The organism is Thermogutta terrifontis (assembly GCF_002277955.1).
Taxonomy (GTDB): Bacteria; Planctomycetota; Planctomycetia; order Pirellulales; family Thermoguttaceae; genus Thermogutta; species Thermogutta terrifontis.
In genome coordinates this window covers 3,123,395-3,139,509 of record NZ_CP018477.1, presented here as the reverse complement: position 1 = coordinate 3,139,509, position 16,115 = coordinate 3,123,395, and the positions used below count along the sequence as shown (strand labels likewise).

At 57.7% G+C, this 16,115-nt stretch carries 11 protein-coding genes; 5 read left to right on the top strand and 6 right to left on the bottom strand.

Annotation, left to right across the window (positions count from 1 at the left end):
- Position 1: 1 nt before the first annotated feature.
- Positions 2-2,275 (bottom strand): Hsp70 family protein, encoded by a 2,274-nt coding sequence (locus THTE_RS11705; RefSeq protein ID WP_168175846.1) that lies wholly within the window; start codon positions 2,273-2,275, stop codon positions 2-4.
- Positions 2,276-2,580: 305 nt separating this feature from the next.
- On the opposite strand from THTE_RS11705, the gene cyaB reads away from it, so the two are divergent.
- Together cyaB and THTE_RS11695 are read left to right on the top strand one after the other, a co-directional pair.
- Positions 2,581-3,138, top strand: a complete 558-nt coding sequence (cyaB, locus tag THTE_RS11700) for a class IV adenylate cyclase (protein ID WP_095415610.1) — start codon at positions 2,581-2,583, stop codon at positions 3,136-3,138.
- Between the two features lie 170 nt (positions 3,139-3,308).
- Positions 3,309-4,670 carry an MFS transporter gene (locus tag THTE_RS11695; protein WP_095415609.1) on the top strand — a complete coding sequence of 454 codons (1,362 nt, stop codon included), beginning with the start codon at positions 3,309-3,311 and terminating at the stop codon, positions 4,668-4,670.
- Between the two features lie 8 nt (positions 4,671-4,678).
- Here the strand turns inward: THTE_RS11695 and argS are convergent, their stop codons facing one another.
- Both argS and rsfS read right to left on the bottom strand, forming a co-directional pair.
- Positions 4,679-6,646 (bottom strand): arginine--tRNA ligase, encoded by a 1,968-nt coding sequence (gene argS / locus THTE_RS11690; RefSeq protein ID WP_095415608.1) that lies wholly within the window; start codon positions 6,644-6,646, stop codon positions 4,679-4,681.
- 101 nt (positions 6,647-6,747) lie between these two features.
- Positions 6,748-7,164: a ribosome silencing factor gene (gene rsfS, locus THTE_RS11685; protein ID WP_237260127.1), complete on the bottom strand. Its 417-nt coding sequence runs from the start codon at positions 7,162-7,164 to the stop codon at positions 6,748-6,750.
- Between the two features lie 844 nt (positions 7,165-8,008).
- Between rsfS and THTE_RS11680 the strand changes: the two genes are divergently transcribed.
- Positions 8,009-10,174: a S1 family peptidase gene (locus tag THTE_RS11680; RefSeq protein ID WP_157732046.1), complete on the top strand. Its 2,166-nt coding sequence runs from the start codon at positions 8,009-8,011 to the stop codon at positions 10,172-10,174.
- A gap of 84 nt (positions 10,175-10,258) precedes the next feature.
- Here THTE_RS11680 and THTE_RS11675 read toward each other — a convergent pair whose 3' ends face one another.
- On the bottom strand, positions 10,259-10,489 hold the full coding sequence (locus THTE_RS11675; protein ID WP_095415606.1) for a hypothetical protein: 231 nt from the start codon (positions 10,487-10,489) through the stop codon (positions 10,259-10,261).
- 296 nt (positions 10,490-10,785) lie between these two features.
- Between THTE_RS11675 and THTE_RS11670 the strand changes: the two genes are divergently transcribed.
- Entirely contained in the window at positions 10,786-11,394 is a 609-nt protein-coding gene (locus THTE_RS11670; RefSeq protein ID WP_095415605.1) for a glycine cleavage system transcriptional repressor, read from the top strand.
- Positions 11,395-11,906: 512 nt separating this feature from the next.
- Here the strand turns inward: THTE_RS11670 and gap are convergent.
- Positions 11,907-12,929 (bottom strand): type I glyceraldehyde-3-phosphate dehydrogenase, encoded by a 1,023-nt coding sequence (gap, locus tag THTE_RS11665; protein WP_095415604.1) that lies wholly within the window; start codon positions 12,927-12,929, stop codon positions 11,907-11,909.
- Positions 12,930-13,318: 389 nt separating this feature from the next.
- On the opposite strand from gap, the gene THTE_RS11660 reads away from it, so the two are divergent.
- Positions 13,319-14,131, top strand: coding sequence for a class I SAM-dependent methyltransferase (locus tag THTE_RS11660; protein ID WP_157732045.1), 813 nt, complete (start codon positions 13,319-13,321; stop codon positions 14,129-14,131).
- A 113-nt stretch (positions 14,132-14,244) separates the two neighbouring features.
- On the opposite strand, the gene THTE_RS11655 is transcribed toward THTE_RS11660, so the two are convergent.
- A complete protein-coding gene (locus THTE_RS11655) occupies positions 14,245-15,624 on the bottom strand; it encodes a DUF1598 domain-containing protein (protein ID WP_095415602.1) in 1,380 nt (459 codons plus the stop codon).
- Positions 15,625-16,115 lie beyond the last annotated feature (491 nt).

The following is a 16,115-nucleotide window of genomic DNA, read 5'->3' as shown; positions in this document are numbered from 1 at the left end:
TTTACCATGGCCGAAGGATCCAGCTTTCGGGAAACAATTTGCTGACCAGCCAGTACCCGATTGCCAGCCCGAGCAGTCCCGAGACAACAAATCCGATAATACCGACAAAGACACGCGGAAGTGTGATCCCAAACCCCACTCGAACACGATCGCCAGCTGCCCGTGATCGCACGCCTGCCGAACCCGGTGGAGAGATCCCCAGATCTGGACTGCCCTGTTCGTGGGGCGGTCGGGTTCCCGCCCCTTCCACTGGCGAAATTTCCCTGCGTCGCCCGTGCAAAACGTTGATCGGCTTTATTGAATCGGCAAGTGCCTCCGGCTGGCCTTGAAGGAGATCTTCCCGCGTGACGCGAGCGACATTCCGTCGAATCAGTGGACCAGGCTCGGATATTGGTGCAGGAAAGGTTTCCGGCACGCTTTCCGTTCCTTTCTGCACCGGTAACTTGGCCGTCGCATTCTCAACCTCGGGAAACTCGGAAGAAGGAGTATGTTCCGGGATAACGGCGGGTGGCGGCGCGATTTCCAGGGGCGTCCATCGGCCCTGTGCCTGAGCCGCGGCCAATCGCGGGTGACGTGGTCGGGATGGCGGCGTCGCCATCGGGCGTGAATCGGCTGCCGAAGCGCTGGCTTCCGCCTGGCCTGTAAGACCTGAGCCTGATGCGCTTTCCTCCGGCTGCCGATCCGCCGAAGTTCGCGTCCTGGCCAACCCGTCGGAAACATGAGCCCACGACTTCGCCGAGCCAAGTGTTTCCCGCCACTGGGTGACGGTTTCCCGCTCCAAACCTGACGCCGGAATAAACACGACCTCCAATTTTTCCGTCGTGCCAGGCCGTCGGGCGGTCCACGCCAACTCCCCGGTTTCCTTACAGGTCACTTCGAGCTGAATAGTCAAAGGACTTGTCGGTTGCGGAGGCCCTTTGATCAGTAACTCGCCCATCTTTTCGCCGCGAGAAGCAACCTCTCTCCACAGGGAGAGACTGAGCGCATCGCTCACCGGATGGGGAATGACGAGCTGATGTACGGTTTGAGCCGGAAGAGCCGTGCCCTCGCCTGCGATGACGATTTTTTCCGCTTCCGGATCCCAATCGGGGACCAGAAAGAGCGTGAAGGGGAGAACGCTCTCGATATTCAACTGAGCAAACTTTTCTTTTGGAGACCTCGCACGGGCGGAAGGCTTGGACAGAGAGCACGGGATTTCCAAACGCAGGGCGCCATAGAGGGCGGCTCCCCGGGCGACTGCTTCTTCCGGGTTGACTGTGAAGTGGATACTCCGCCCGAAGACGTCACCTAAAACTCGCTGAATCACCGGCATGCGGCCCCCCCCACCCGTCACAACCGGCACCATCGACCGACCCGGTTCGGATGACACTCGCTGCAGATGACGGGTGAGCTTGCGCTGCAGAGAAGCAGTCAGATCAGCGCACTGGCTCTCGAATTCCTGGCGGCTGATGACCATTTCAAAACGGGTGGCCTCGAGTTCCACCTCCAGGTACGTCCGTTCCCGGGCACTCAGATTATGCTTGGCTTCCACCACTGCCGCATAGAGCTTGTTCCACAAAACGGGATTGCCCCGGGGATCAGAAAACCCGTCGGCGAGCATCCGTTCCGCAACCAGTTCCCCCAATCGTAGGTCAAAATCGTATCCGGAAAGCTGCGGATTCACTTCATAAGAAAGAGTCCGGCACACTCCTTCGTGGAGAACGAGAGTGGCCATCTGGCAGGCCCCACCTCCAAGGTCGAAAACAAAGAACATACGCTGACGGGAACCGGCTCGCTCGATACTTTCGCCCGTCGCCTCCAGGAACGCCAAAACGGCAGCGACGTGGTCTGGCACGACCCCCAATCCATTCAAGCCTGCGATCTCACCCGCGTCGATCACCGCGCGCTGACGCCACTGATCAAAGTGCCCTGGCACCGCGAAAACGCACCGTGACTCTCCCGGTATCTGCCGTTGCAGTACTTCCCGAAATCGTCGCAACACGCAGGCCTGGACTACCTCGGGCGGGAGTTTCTGGCCACGGATCGGTCGGCTGTAGAGGGCCGTCCCCAGCTCCCGCTTCATCCAGTAGGCCACCTCGTCACGATAGAGAAACATGACGCTCCTGGCTTCCCTGCCCACGATGATGTCCGTCTCTGTGAAGCGAACGGCGTTGGGCAAGAACGTATCGCCCCTCTCATCGCGAACCATCTCCGAGTGGCCGGTGGCGTCCAGGGAGGCCGCGCAGATCTTCCAGGTTCCCAGATCGATGCCGACCGGTTTACTTGCGGCGTTCATTGTGGCCTTTTCCGAGGTCACCCGTGCGAGGCTATGGCAGAGGCGGTGCATCGGTCAGTGTGCCTGGGCCGCCGAAGCCCGCTCCGCACGCACTGCCGCCTCTGCGATCATCACTATAACTTTCGGCCCTGTTCTGGTTCTGGTATCATGCATTCAGTTTTTGTGCCAAATCAACTGGCTTTTTCTTGATCCTACCTCACCTATCAGGGACTGAACACTTGCCCGCGCCGGTCCTGGCACACCGGTCGTAGGATTAACCGCGGTCATTTCGGCCTGATAAGCCCTGGAGAATATGGCTGACCGATATGAGTTCAACGCTTGAAGTGGAATTCAAGTTCAGAGAGGTCGATCTTCCCACCGTGGAAAAACAACTCGCCGGACTTGGCGCCGTCCCGGAGGGAATCCGGGAAGAAGTGGATCTGTACTTCGCCCATCCGGCACGTGATTTTTCACAAACGGACGAAGCCCTTCGAATCCGTCGAATTGGTGATCGCAACTGGATAACGTACAAAGGCCCCAAAATCGACACGGTGTCCAAAACGCGAGACGAAATCGAGCTGCCCCTGACGGATGGTCGCGAAGCATGGGAAAGATGGAAAACCCTGCTGGAACGCCTGGGATTTCAGCCGGTTCGCCAGGTCGCCAAGCGGCGGAAAAGATTCCGCCTGGGTTGGGAAGGATGGACCGTTGAGATTTCCCTCGACGAAGTGGTGGATCTGGGAGCGTTCGTGGAACTGGAGATCGTGTGCGAACACGAGAAAATGGCGGTTGCCCGGGAAGCCCTTACCCGCCTGGCAGCAAAACTGGGCCTACGAACAATTGAACGGAGAAGCTATCTGGAATTGTTGCTCCAAAAGCAATAGCAGACAATATGAGCCCTCACTTTCGGAAATCCTCCGAAAAGCTGTCAACCCCGTAAAAATTTGCGAGTATGTGCTTCGATTTCCTGCCGCTGAACACTTTGGCGTAAAATCAAAGGGCGTACAGTCAGATTGTGAACGTTGCCCGGCTTTCGCGGTGGGCTATCGCACTCATGCAGGACATTCCCCCTTTGGATGCGAGCAGAAAGGGTTGTCAGGAAAGGGATTCTCGCCCCCGCACCCAGTGCGCGCCCGATCCTGCTTCGCACAGGGCAAATCTCTGGTTACTCATTTTTCATCAAATCATTTTTCGCGTGGGGTGGACATTCAAAACCGAGAGCGTCGTCCTTCCCGGATTTCTGGATTTTCTCGTCGGTCCCGGGGCGGGCGTTTACCGGGGATTCTTGCCGATTCTCAATCGCGCGGGCCAGGGCGTCTTCCCCATCTTCCTTGCCAGGTTGATGGACCACGTTCCCACCAAGCGGTTCACACTCGTTATCTTTTCCGCGTTGCTCGCTATTCCGCTCGGACTGATGGCCGTTCTGGCCTTGGGACATGGGGAGATCGGTCGCCGCAACGCCGCCGTGACATTCCTTGCGGTTTATTTTCTTTTTTCCGGCATCTACGGCCTGTACCAGGTCGCGTTCAATACTGTCCAGGGAAAACTCATCCGCCCGGATTACCGCGGCCGACTGATGAGCTATTCCACGTTCTGGGGAACGATTCCAGCAGTCCTCGTGGGATTCTTATTACTGCGGTCCTGGTTGTCGGGAAATTTTCCCCATTACGATATCATTTTCGCGGCCAGCGCCTGCCTGTTCATTTTTTCGGGAGTTCTGTGCCTGCTTTTACGTGAACCAGTCAGGAACGAAACCGGGCACGAGGTGACCACCGTCAGCTTTTGGGAACCGTTCATCAGGTCATTTCGGACTCGGCCCGGATTGAGAGGTCTCTGGCTTGTCGGTATGGTGTACAGCTTTTCTCTCGCGCTGGTCCCGCACTACCAGGCATTCGCCCGAGAGCGCCTCCACATTTCCGCCGACCAGCAATACCTCTGGGTCATCGCCCAGAGCGCGAGCGTCGGCGTGTTCAGCATCCTTGTGGGCTGGCTGGCCGATCGATTCGGAAATCGCCTGACGTTCGCCCTCCTCGTGTTTTGTTCGGCCATGACACCGGCCTGGTGCCTGGCGATGCTCCACCTTCCCCGAAACTGGGTGGAAAGCGGAATCTGGTTCACGTTTCTCACTCTGGCATTCACTACTCTTACGCCGCGTCTGGCCGTCAATTACGCGCTGGAGTTGGTCCCAGCCCAGGAGCATGCAGTGGCTACGGCAGGACTTCAGGTGGCCATCACGCTTCCCCTTCTGGCATCTCCCCTCTGGGGCTGGATCATCGAACTGTGGGGATTCGAAAGACTGCTCCATGCCGCCATTGTGGTGATTTCCCTGGCCGGAGCCATGAGTATCTTCCTGCCCGAACCGCGCACCAGCCTCCACGCCAAACTGCCGTCTAAAATAATCCCGGGCGAGGAATAACCCGACAGCTACATACGGTTAACCACCTCGATTCCCAGAAGTTCCAGCCCTTGGCGGATGACCCGTGCCGTAAGGTCACAGAGAAGCAACCGGCTTTGCCGTTCTTCACTGTCTGCGGCCTGAAGGACGGGACAGGACTCGTAAAAGGTGGAAAAGCGGTTAGCCAGCGAGAAAAGATAGCCCGTCAACTGATTGGGACGGTAATCCTCGAGCACCAATTGGATGGCTTCGGGAAAACGGAGAATCTCGCGCCCTAGGGCTCGCTCGGCAGGGTGTTTCAGGTGGATGGGGCCGTCCAGTTTGCGAAGCGTGGTCACATCTACCCCGCCTTTCGCGAAGATGTTTTGAATCCGGGCATAGGCGTACTGCATGTAAGTTCCCGTGTTTCCGGTCATGGCCAGCATCTTGTCGTAGCTGAACACGTAGTCACTGGTGCGGTTTTGGGAGAGGTCCGCGTACTTCAGGGCGCCGATCCCGACGACTTCCGCGATGCGACGCCGCTCTTCCTCGGACAATTCCGGCCCTGTGGGTTTGGCATCGTCATTGGCGCAAACGATCTGGTAAGCTCGGCGGACTGCTTCGTCGAGCAGGGATTCCAGCCCAACTACGTCGCCTTCACGGGTTTTGAAAGGTCGTCCATCCTCGCCCAGCACGGTGCCGAAACTCACATGAACGAGCTTAACCCGGTCATATCCCATCATGCGAGCGGCAGCAAAAAGCTGGCGAAAATGGAGGCTCTGTCGGAAATCCACGACATAGAGGATGGCGTCTGGATTCCAGGTTTCCATGCGATAGCGGAGGGTCGCCAGATCCGTCGTGGCATACAGGAAGGCTCCGTCCTGTTTGCGGATGATCATGGGTGTGTCAATATCGGGGAAGAAGATGCAAATCGCCCCTTCGCTCTCCCGAGCGAGCCCCTTTTGAACAAGTTCTTCCACCAGTGGCCCGAGCCGATCGTGATAGAAACTCTCTCCCAGCGTGTAATCGAAGCGGATACCCAATCGCCGGTAAATGCGGTTCATTTCGTCCAGGCTGTGGGGTAGAAACTCTCGCCATAACCGGAGGTTTTCTTCGTCCCCCGCGTGCAGCTTCGCGGTTTCCTGAAGGACGTCCTGCTCGATGTTGGGATGGGCTTTCGCCCACTCGTAAAGCGTGGGATTGTCCTCGACGGCGGCGCGTTTGCGGCGCAATTCTTCCAGCTCTTCTCGCAGTTCCTCAATTTCCTCCTGGAGTTCGCGACGTTTTTTATCTTCCATCTTGGTGGCCGCCGCAGAGGTCTGATTCGAGCTCACCCCGGCGAGTTCCTGCTCTTTTGCCTGCAAACGCCCCTCCAGCTCCGCAATTTTTTGTACTGCTTCCTGATAATCAATGAGTTGCCGCACCAAGCGATACAGTCGGGCAAGTTCCGCCGTGGGGTTTTTCTTGTAGGCGTCTTCGTCAAGAAAATGGCGATAACCGTAAATGATCATGCCGAACTGGGTGCCCCAATCGCCGATGTGGTTATCGCTGATCACGCGATGACCGACGAAACGCAGCGTCCTGTAGATCGCATCGCCGATCACCGTGGAGCGGATATGGCCGACATGCATTGGCTTGGCCACGTTGGGCGCGGAATAGTCGATGATGATGGTTTCCACCTTTTCCACCGGCGGCACACCCAGACGGGGATCCTCGAGAAGGGCCTGCAAACACTTTTCCAGGTATTCGTCACGGAGTCGAAAGTTGATAAATCCTGGCCCGGCGATCTCGGGTGGGTGGGCCATGTCGGCCACATCCAGCGCTGCCACAATCTCTTCCGCTATCTCCCGTGGCTTTCTCCGAAGCGCCTTAGCTAATGGCATCGCCAGGTCGGCCTGGTAATCACCTAATCGCTCATCCTGGGTAGGGCGGAGCAGCTTGAGGTAGGACTCCGGATCGGACGTCAACTGAGCGAGAATGGGACGAAAACGGACTCGCAGTTCCTCCAGAATGTTCATCGTGCAGCTTCCTTTGGCACCAAATGAGGCCTCCATCAACACAATTTTCCGATGCCAGGTCTTACCTGGCCTGAGGCGAAGAACGGGAAGCCAGAGCGTCCTCACACGGACGCCATTCTCGCGGAACCGTCACCCCCGGGGGAGAAGGGGATCTGACGGGCATGCGACCAGAGATCTTCGAGGGCGTAATAGCGGCGGGTTTCCGGGTCGAAGAGATGGACAACCACGTCTCCGTAGTCCAGCAGGATCCATCGACTTTCCCCAAACCCCTCCATCCCAAGCCGCCGAGCCCCTTGCTGGGTGAGGGCTTCGTCGATGTGTTCACTCATGGCGTGGAGCTGACGGCGACTGGTTCCCGAAACGATCACGAAGAAATCAAAAAACGTGGTCAGCTCCCGCATGTCGAGGATGACAATGTCCTGCCCACGATGTTCCTCGGCTGTCCGTGCCGCCAGAAGTGCCCGCTCCAAAGACGTTGTGGTTTCGATGGCCGGCATCGCGTTGTCGTAGTCGTTCACTCTCTGATTCTCCAGAAACCCGGATCGAATCACGCAGAACCAGAACCCTGTTTTCCCTCCCTTTGTTATTTTACACGAGGTTTCCCCGGTCGAAAACGTTCGCGCGTTGTGATAATCTGATACCGCGGATGGCGTTTTCGCCCTTCGGGCAGATGAGCCTGACGAGCAGGTCCCTCCGAGGGGCGCTTCGGAGGGGCACGCCTGTCGTGCCCACTCGTGCAAAACGGAATACGCAACGTTAAAACACGGACCTGACAAGCAGGTCCCTCCGAGGGGCGCTTCGGAGGACCACGCCTGTCGTGCCCACTCGTGCAAAACGGAATACGCAACGTTAAAACACGGACCCGACAAGCGGGTCCCTCCGAGATTTTTTCCGGAGGGGCACGCTTGTCGTGCCCGGTGATAGAGGATGGATGATCAAACGTCAAGCGGCGGACGTGACAAGCACGTCCCTCCGAGGGGGTAGGGGCAATTCATGAATTGCCCCTCCAACACATTGAGCCTTTGGCCCCTCACAGGTCCTTACAGAAAGTGGGGATGGGGCAGGGCACGTGCTGGATGACGTGCCGATACCGGGGTTGTACAATACCGTCCAAAACGGGTAGCGTTCCGCTAGTCTTGGCGAAACGGAGGATGTGCCATGGCGAATAGCACATCAGTGTGCCGCTGGGAATGCCTTGTCGCACTCGCGTTGCTTGTTTTCGCGGTCGGATGTCCGGCGTCGCCTTCCTCGTTTCGGGTCTCGCCACCGACTCGGACATCTTCGCAGGAATCGTCCCCGTCGGCCCAAGACGCTGCGAACGCACAAGCAGATCAGGGGGATACCGTCGCCAGCAGGTCTCAGATGCAACAGGCAGCCCCGGCAATGCCAGTTGGCGCTCAACAAGTTCCGCAAGCACCGAGTGCGGAACCGAGTGCGGAATTGGCCGGTGGTGGTGGGGTTCCCCAAGCCCTCTCCACGGCAGCCCCACAACCGGCTTCCTCCGGTCAAACAAACGTGCCGCCACAGACAACTGGTGGTCCGCCCGTTTCAGAGGCAGAAAATCCACGGATGGAACAGGTGTCCTCGCCCGCCCCTGTTTATGGGCCACCACAAGATTTGCTGGCACTCGTTGATCCAACAGTTCACTGTATGTTGGGTAACTGGGTACGAGAAGGCAAGTCCTTGCGTTCGCCTGGTCAAGCACGGACAACGCTGGTTTTTCCTTTTGACCCACCTCAGGAGTTCAGGCTGGTTATCGTGGCACGACGTGTTCAGGGCCGCGAGTCTCTGAATGTCACGCTCCCGGTGGGGAACTCTCAAACGATGGTCGTCCTCGAGGGATATGGGCGGCTCGTTAGCGGGCTTTCCCTGGTGTCGGGAGCAACGGCTGATCATAACGAAACGACTTATTTTGGGCGAATCTTCCAGGGGGATGCACCGGTCACGCTGGAGTTCGCTTCTGCCCCCGACTACGTCCACGTACGCGCATCGCAAGAACTGATCATTCAATGGCAGGGTGATGCGTCTCGTTTGAGCCTGGATCAACGGTTCTGGTCTCACATCCCGCCACGCAGGATTGCTTTGAGCGTTTACCGTGCGGAGACGGTTTTTGTCATTGATCGTGTTGAACTGTTGCCTGGCCCCATTGGCGCGAGATACCGCCCCGATTTCGCTCGAGCGCGGCCCGGTGGTCCGGGAATGGGGAGGCCATCTCGCCCCTTCGGGTCTCCTCCGTGGTTGTCGGCAGGGCCACCTCCATCATCGCCACCTCAGACCCAACCGGAAGAGACACCGTCACCACCGGAGACAGCGGGCGTGCGTCCAAGGTCGGAATTGCCAGGTCCGCCGATCACGCACTTTGACGAACAGCCACCCGAAGAGGTCACCCAGTGGAAAGATTCGGTCGGTTTGATCGAGTTTCCCCTCGCTTCCGGCACAGGGTTCGTCGCCAAGGAGAAATTGATCGTAACCAATTCCCATGTCATCGAGGGCGCATTTGTCGAAGACCTTGAGATCACATTCGCCGGGGCACAGGAGGGACGTTATCGAGTCCAGAAGCTACTCTATGAGGATCCGGCAAGGGATTTGGCGATCCTTTACGTCGATTGTCCTCAAAAACCCATTCCGATTGCGTTCGTCACCGAATTGCGACCGGGAGATAAAGTGGCGATCATCAGCAATCCGTCTTTGGGAAACACGGAACTGATCTTGCGTAATGCCATGGTAGCGGGTCAGGTTGCAGCCCGTGTCCATAAGAAGGGTTACGATTTCTACCAGATTACCGCCAACGTCAATCCTGGAAGCAGTGGGGCACCGCTGTTCAACTGGCAGGGTGAGGTCGTGGGTGTCATTGCCATGAAGGCCACGGAGGAGGGCGAGCGCGAGCTGGGGCAGGCCCTTCGCAATCTGGACCAGAGCTTTGCGAAAATCATGCCCGGAGTGATTCGGCGAGGCATGGCGTTTTCCATTCCGGGGAATGCTCTTGTCAAAGCCATCGAAGAGGCCGAGAAAGAATTGCAGCAGCCTACTGGTCGAGCCGCTGACCTCCACGCGGAACGGGCTATATTTGAGAACCTGGCCGTGGCGGGTGTCCTGTATCTCCTCAAGTTCGCTGCAAATGTTCCGGATGAAGTGCGTGCCCAAGAGCAAGTTGTGCGGATGCGGGGGGTCCCAAGGTTGGCTGCCGGCAAGGTCAAATTGGTTGAACTGATGCCCGAGGACCAAGCCCGCAAAATCCGATCGGCCCTCGATGCCAGCGAAGCCAGAGAGATTCTCGCTTTCTGCACCAAGAACCTGGATCAACGTCTCAATGCATTGAAACAGAGCCCGCATGTGGACCAGAACCGCGTGAAACTTCTGGAGTCCCTCATGCGGACGGTCAACACACTCAAACGGTATGGCGAGAGTCCACCGACCACGTATCAGGCCTACAGTCAAGCGGCACTCCAGCAGTCGGAAAATCTCAAAGACCAGGTGACCCGATTGGCGGATTCCTTCGCTCAACTTCGGCCGGCATACGCCGACTGAATGCGAAATGCCCATTCCAGCAACAGCGCCATGGCCAATTCGGTGGTGGGGTTTTCCCACTATTAAAACCAGAGAGTCTGAAGGTTACTCCGATTGATTCTTCTCCTCTGGCCTGAGAACTTCCGGAAGCGGCAGCTCAAGAATCTGCACCAGCAAGAGCAGGCAACCCAGGACAATCGTGAGAATGGGGATTTCGATGTCGATGTTCAGGTCGAGGTTAGCGAGACAGGCCCCAGGCGGGCCCGACAGAAATGCTCTTCCGTCTGTCGGAGCGACCTGTTTGCCCCGGCCATTTCTCAATGGGGGATGGCCCATTTCGCATTTGCTGGGCTAATAACCATGCCCCTCTGCCCCTCCAAGGCCCCAACCGTTATCTACCTTCAGCAGCGATCCCCTGATTACAATAAACGCTGATGCCATTTTGCCGCGATCCCGTTGGGGATAGGTAAGTTCAAAACGAGGCCAGCCTTGGTCGTGACGACTCCTCGTCACATCGTGCCGTGTCTCACCGCTGGCACCTCGGAGAATTCGGGTGAGTGTCTTCCGTTCAGATGCCCGTTGGAAAGGGGTGTTGCCCACAAGCAGAATGACGGGAGGGAAAAATCACGTCTATGATCAGCCGATATGAACACGCCTACGTGCTTGATGTAATGTCCGACGATCATCCCGGCATTGTGGCCACCGTGAGCGCCGCGGTGGAGGAGCTGGGAGCCAATATCGACGCGTGCAGCCAAACAGTCCTGGGCGGCTATTTCACCCTGATCATGATCATCAGTCTGCCCCGCCCCATCGATCCAGATGCGCTCGCTGAACACGTTCGGAAAGCCGGTGGTGCCTGGAACCTCCAGGTCCTCGCCCGGCGGGCCGCTCCTGTGGAAAACTATTCCGAAAAGGTCCCCTGCGATCGTTTCGTGATCACGGCGTTCGGTCAGGACCAGCCGGGAATTGTCCGGCGGTTCAGCCAGTACTTGGCAAGCAAAGACATCAACATAGTCGATCTTTACGGCGATCGCTCCGGCGACGAGTTCGTTTTGATTGGCCAGATCGAGATCCCCACCAAATGGGATATTCGGCTTCTCCAGGCGGATCTGGAGCAGATGGGAACCGAACTCGGTTTCACGGTGAAGCTCCAGCACGAGAACGTGTTCGTAGCGACCAATCAACTCCGCCTCATTCACAGTGCCGAGCGTTGGCCCAGCCTCTCCGCCGCCGAGCGATAAAACGAGTTCGAAGACTCATTGGAAGAAGATAAGCCAGGTCGTCCCGACAGGTCCCCCATAGCCGCACTTGGGACTGCGGGGCAAGGTTCGCCTCCAGGTCGCCCAAACTGACAAAGTTTTTCAAGTTTTTGCCAATCACAAAAACCCAAGTCATCCCCGCTTTTCCTCCGCACCCAGTAAAGACTCCGCACCTTCCCGAGACTTTTGCGGCCGTGAAAGTCAGCTCGAAGACTTGCCTGTTGGGGCCACATTGGGACCTTGGAGAATCCAATTCACGAACCGATTTTCGTCCGTTCAGTTCAATTCCAGTTTAACGGCACGGGCAATTCATGAATCGCCCCTACGCCAGACCGTTGGATTCTCACAGGTCCATAACAAAAAGCGGGGATGGGTCAGCAATAAAATAAGGACGGACCACCGAATGATCCGTCCTCCACGTGATTCAACGATAGAATCTCAACTCAGCCTGGACCGTTCTGGCAGAAGCCAGGGCCGCTAGAACTGATCAAGACTCAGAGCATCTGGCCGAGGCGTTCCACGAGGTCCGCAGTCCGGCAGCTGTAACCCCACTCGTTGTCGTACCAGGCGACAACCTTCACCATCGACCCTTCCATCACCTGCGTCCACGGGCCGACGAAGATGGAGCTGTGTGGGTTGCCGATGATGTCGCTGGACACAATGGGGTCTTCGGTGTACTGGAGAATCCCCTTGAGCTTACCCTCAGCGGCCTCCCTGATCGCCGCATTGACCTCGGCAGCCTCGACGGGCCGCTTCAGTTCGGCGACAAGGTCCACAACACTGCCCGTTGGGACCGGAACACGCATGGCGATCCCCGTGAGCTTGCCTTTGAGCTCAGGAATAACCAATCCCACTGCCTTGGCCGCACCGGTGGAAGTGGGAATGATGTTCAGGGCAGCCGCCCGCGCCCGATAGAGGTCCTTGTGGGGCAAATCGAGCACCCGCTGGTCATTGGTGTAGGCGTGGACGGTCGTCATCAGCCCCCGCACAATGCCGAATTTCTCATGGAGGACTTTGGCAACCGGTGCCAGGCAGTTGGTCGTGCAGCTCGCGTTGGAGATGCACGTGTGTTCGGGCTTGAGCTGATCATCGTTAACGCCCAACACACAGGTGAGGTCGGGATTGTCCTTGGCCGGAGCACTGAGAACAACCTTCTTGGCGCCCGCTTCCAGGTGGGAAGCGTAGCCCGGTTTTCCATCCCCGCCGCGGCTGGTGAAGACCCCCGTGCTCTCCACGACGATATCGGCGCCGAGGTCTTTCCATGGGAGTTTCGTGGGGTCTTTCTCGGCCATCACGGGGATTTTCTGACCGTCGATGATGATGTGCTTATCGTCATATTCGACGGTTCCCGGGTAAGTGCGGTGCACGCTGTCGTACTTGAAGAGCATTGCCAGGGTCTTCACGTCTGTAATGTCATTCACGCCGACCACCTGGAAGACACCCGGCTTCTGCATCATGCGGCGGACGACCAGACGACCAATGCGGCCAAACCCATTGATTCCAACTCGGACAGCCACAGCTTTCTCCTTTCCTGACACGAAACGCCACTTGGCAGTAAACTCAACCCATTGTCCCTCGGAGCCCTTAAAACGCTTGATTATATTATAGGAACGCCAGCTTAACAACCACCGGACGCCTGGCCCATTCCCACTTTTTGGAAGGATTTATCGGAGCTTAAGGGCATGGCGTGCGGTAGGGACAACTCATGAATTGCCCTTACGTTTTTACGGGAATTGAACCGCGTGGAGAAAGATCGGTCCATGATTTGGATTGTCCAACGTCACAATGCGGACCTGACAGGCAGGTCCCTCCGAACTGACTTTCACCCCTGCCGAAGGTCTCGGCGAGGTTCGGGTTTCTTTCCGACGGCAGAGGAAAAGGGGGGACGACACAACGGGAGCGCGACGTGTCCACAGTAACTCATGTCATGAATTCGCCTCCCAGTTGGCAATTACCTGCCGGGGTTCCCAAGGGCGTATGGGAATACGCGCAGGCCCCCCATATCGCTGAAGAGTATGACGACACCATCTCGGGAAACGACCTCACCGTTTTTGACCAGCAGGTCATTGCACGGCATTGCCGCCGGCCAGGCGTGGTGGTGGACCTGGGATGTGGCACCGGCCGGGCGGTCATCCCTCTCGTCAAGCGGGGATTTGTCGGAATCGGAGTCGACCTATCCCGACCAATGCTGGTCCGCCTCCGCGAGAAAGCAAAACAGGAAGGATGCAATGTTTGGGCAATTCACGCAAATATAGTGGAGCTGGGGTGTCTCAAAGACTCGATCGCCGATTACTGTCTCTGTCTCTTCAGCACGCTGGGCATGGTGAGAGGGCGGCAGGCACGCCGCCAGGTGCTGCGGCACGTGGCGCGGATTCTGACACCGGGCGGAAAATTCATCGTCCATGTTCACAATGTGTGGTTTCATGCCCTGACACCCGGCGGTCGCGACTGGTTGATTCCCCACTGGGTGGAAGCCCGTATTCTCCGCCGCACCGAGTTTGGCGATAAATTTTTTGAGTATCATGGCATCCCCAACGTTTTCGTTCACGCTTTTACTCGCCGTGAATTTGTTCAAGATTTGCGGAGTGCGGGACTGGTTATCGAGGAGCTCATTCCCCTCGCTGTGGGGAGGCGTGAGCCGTTGCCTTTCCCATGGTTTTTCGGCTGGATGCGCGCGAACGGCTGGATCGCCGTATGCCGGCGTCCAAACCCAGCGTAAGTTGAAAAGCAAAATGTCGCTTTTTCTCGACAAAAATTAAAAGGCGTGGCCTGCACTAGGACCACGCCTTCTGGAGGTGTATTCGCCTTCAAATATCGCCGAACTGGTTGCCCTCAATTCGCGAACCAACTCCCGCTGGGCACGGGCAGACTCGCTCTCGCGGCAGCAAGCTCCGGCCGATTGACCTGCTTGGAGACGATTTCCCAGGCATTGATTTGCACACCGCCGGTCACGAACATCGTGCCGCCGCGAATCCTGGCGAAGACCGCGGTCGGCGAGACATGACGGGCGGGGGTCAATTTGGCAGTGGCCACAACGTCTTCACCCAGAAGGGCCGGCAGAGAAAGCTGAGCCTTCTCGAGCAGTCTTTCCTGGGCAATGAGAGCACCCAGGGTGGCGAGGTCCATGCAGTTGCGAACCTGCCCAAACACCGGATCAGCCTTGGAGAGCTCCTCATACCGCGTGGTCATCAGTTCGGCCCATTTGCGATAAATTGGAGCCGCTTCCTCGGTCTTCACACGTTCACCCTGGCTGTTGTAGAGATCTGCCTCGGCCATTGTTTTGACGGCCGCCTTCTGGAACTTCCACGTTAAACCTGCTTCGTCGCGGGCCAGCGGCTCATAGTCCGGTGCAAGCCACCATCGGGGCATCATGTTATTCGGCCGGAAGCCGGAACTGGCCACCAGCGAAACAAAGCTCGGCAGCCCCGGCACCGGCGCGGGCTCCGCACCCATGGAGATCTGCTTCATGCGGAAGTCGGCCGCCACGAGGACGCGGGCAAAATGGGTGGATTCCGGGACACCTGTGAGCGTGACAACCTGCGGGCCAATGGTCTCTTCGAGAGCTCGGGCAAATGCCACCGGATCCACATTTCCCCGGCGTGCGCGAACGAAGGCGTTGAGGCGTTGAATGCCCTCGGCCGTGGGATCGATGGAGCAGCTGATGACCGTTCGCTGCGGCTGAAATGCCGCCCGCAAGGCCACTACTAGGTCATCCAGTAACATGATCGGCTTGCCGGTCTGTGTTCCCACTGGATAGCCTTTTTCGTGGAGCCGCCACGGCTCGGCAGGACCCACGATGATGATGTCCTGCTTATCGGGATAAACGAGCACGTAATCGATCCGTGTCAGGCCGCCGAGGAAGCAAACCTCTTCCGGAAGGGGTGTACCCTCCCGCATGGAACGGGCGAGCTCAGCGTCCAGCGATTTGAGGGAGATCGCCAGGCTGGCCGACGGCCGCCGCAACTCCTCAGGGAGATCGCGATGGAACTGCTGCCAGGTTTTGGCCAATTCCTGAAGATCCTGCCGTGACGCCGAGCGAATCACGCCGGACTGGTCGATAATGACTCCTCCAACCGCTCGGGTTGCCAGCACGGCTCCCCCTGTATTGTTGGTTTGTGCCTGAGCCTGGCCCAACCAGGTGCCCACGGCTAGCAAGGCTGCTAAAGCGGTAAGCAAGCCCACCCGACGACCGATTCCCCGCACGCGAATCATACGAAAATCTCCCAAACCACGCGGTAAAGTAAACTTTTCGTCACAATGACAGCAGCAATTTCGACAGCAATTTGAGCAGCAGGGTACTCTCTGCCGATTTTCCCGGTTCCCAAGGACGCTTTGGTTGAGGAATTACTTCCATACTGAGCCACTACAATTTTAGGCTAATTGGCTGCCGCGGGGTTTTCAACTTTCTTTTGCATCCCCTTTTTGGTTGACAATTTTTGCCTGAAAGTTCCCCGTTTTCAGGCTGTGGCTCAGTTCACGGCTCCACCAGCGTCGCAGGAATTAGCGAATCTGCCGGGAAGCCGCGGGAGCCAACACTCTATTCCGTCACCCCCTGGCAAAGGACGGATCCCGGTCCGTGGTTCGTCTCAGGGAAACGCGGCGTTGCCACCAGGAACCCCAGCATTCCGGCAAAGACGCGTTTCTCCGCTTCAGAACCGCTCCTGGTAATGCGCTCCGAATCGCGAGGAAAACCATTAGAATGA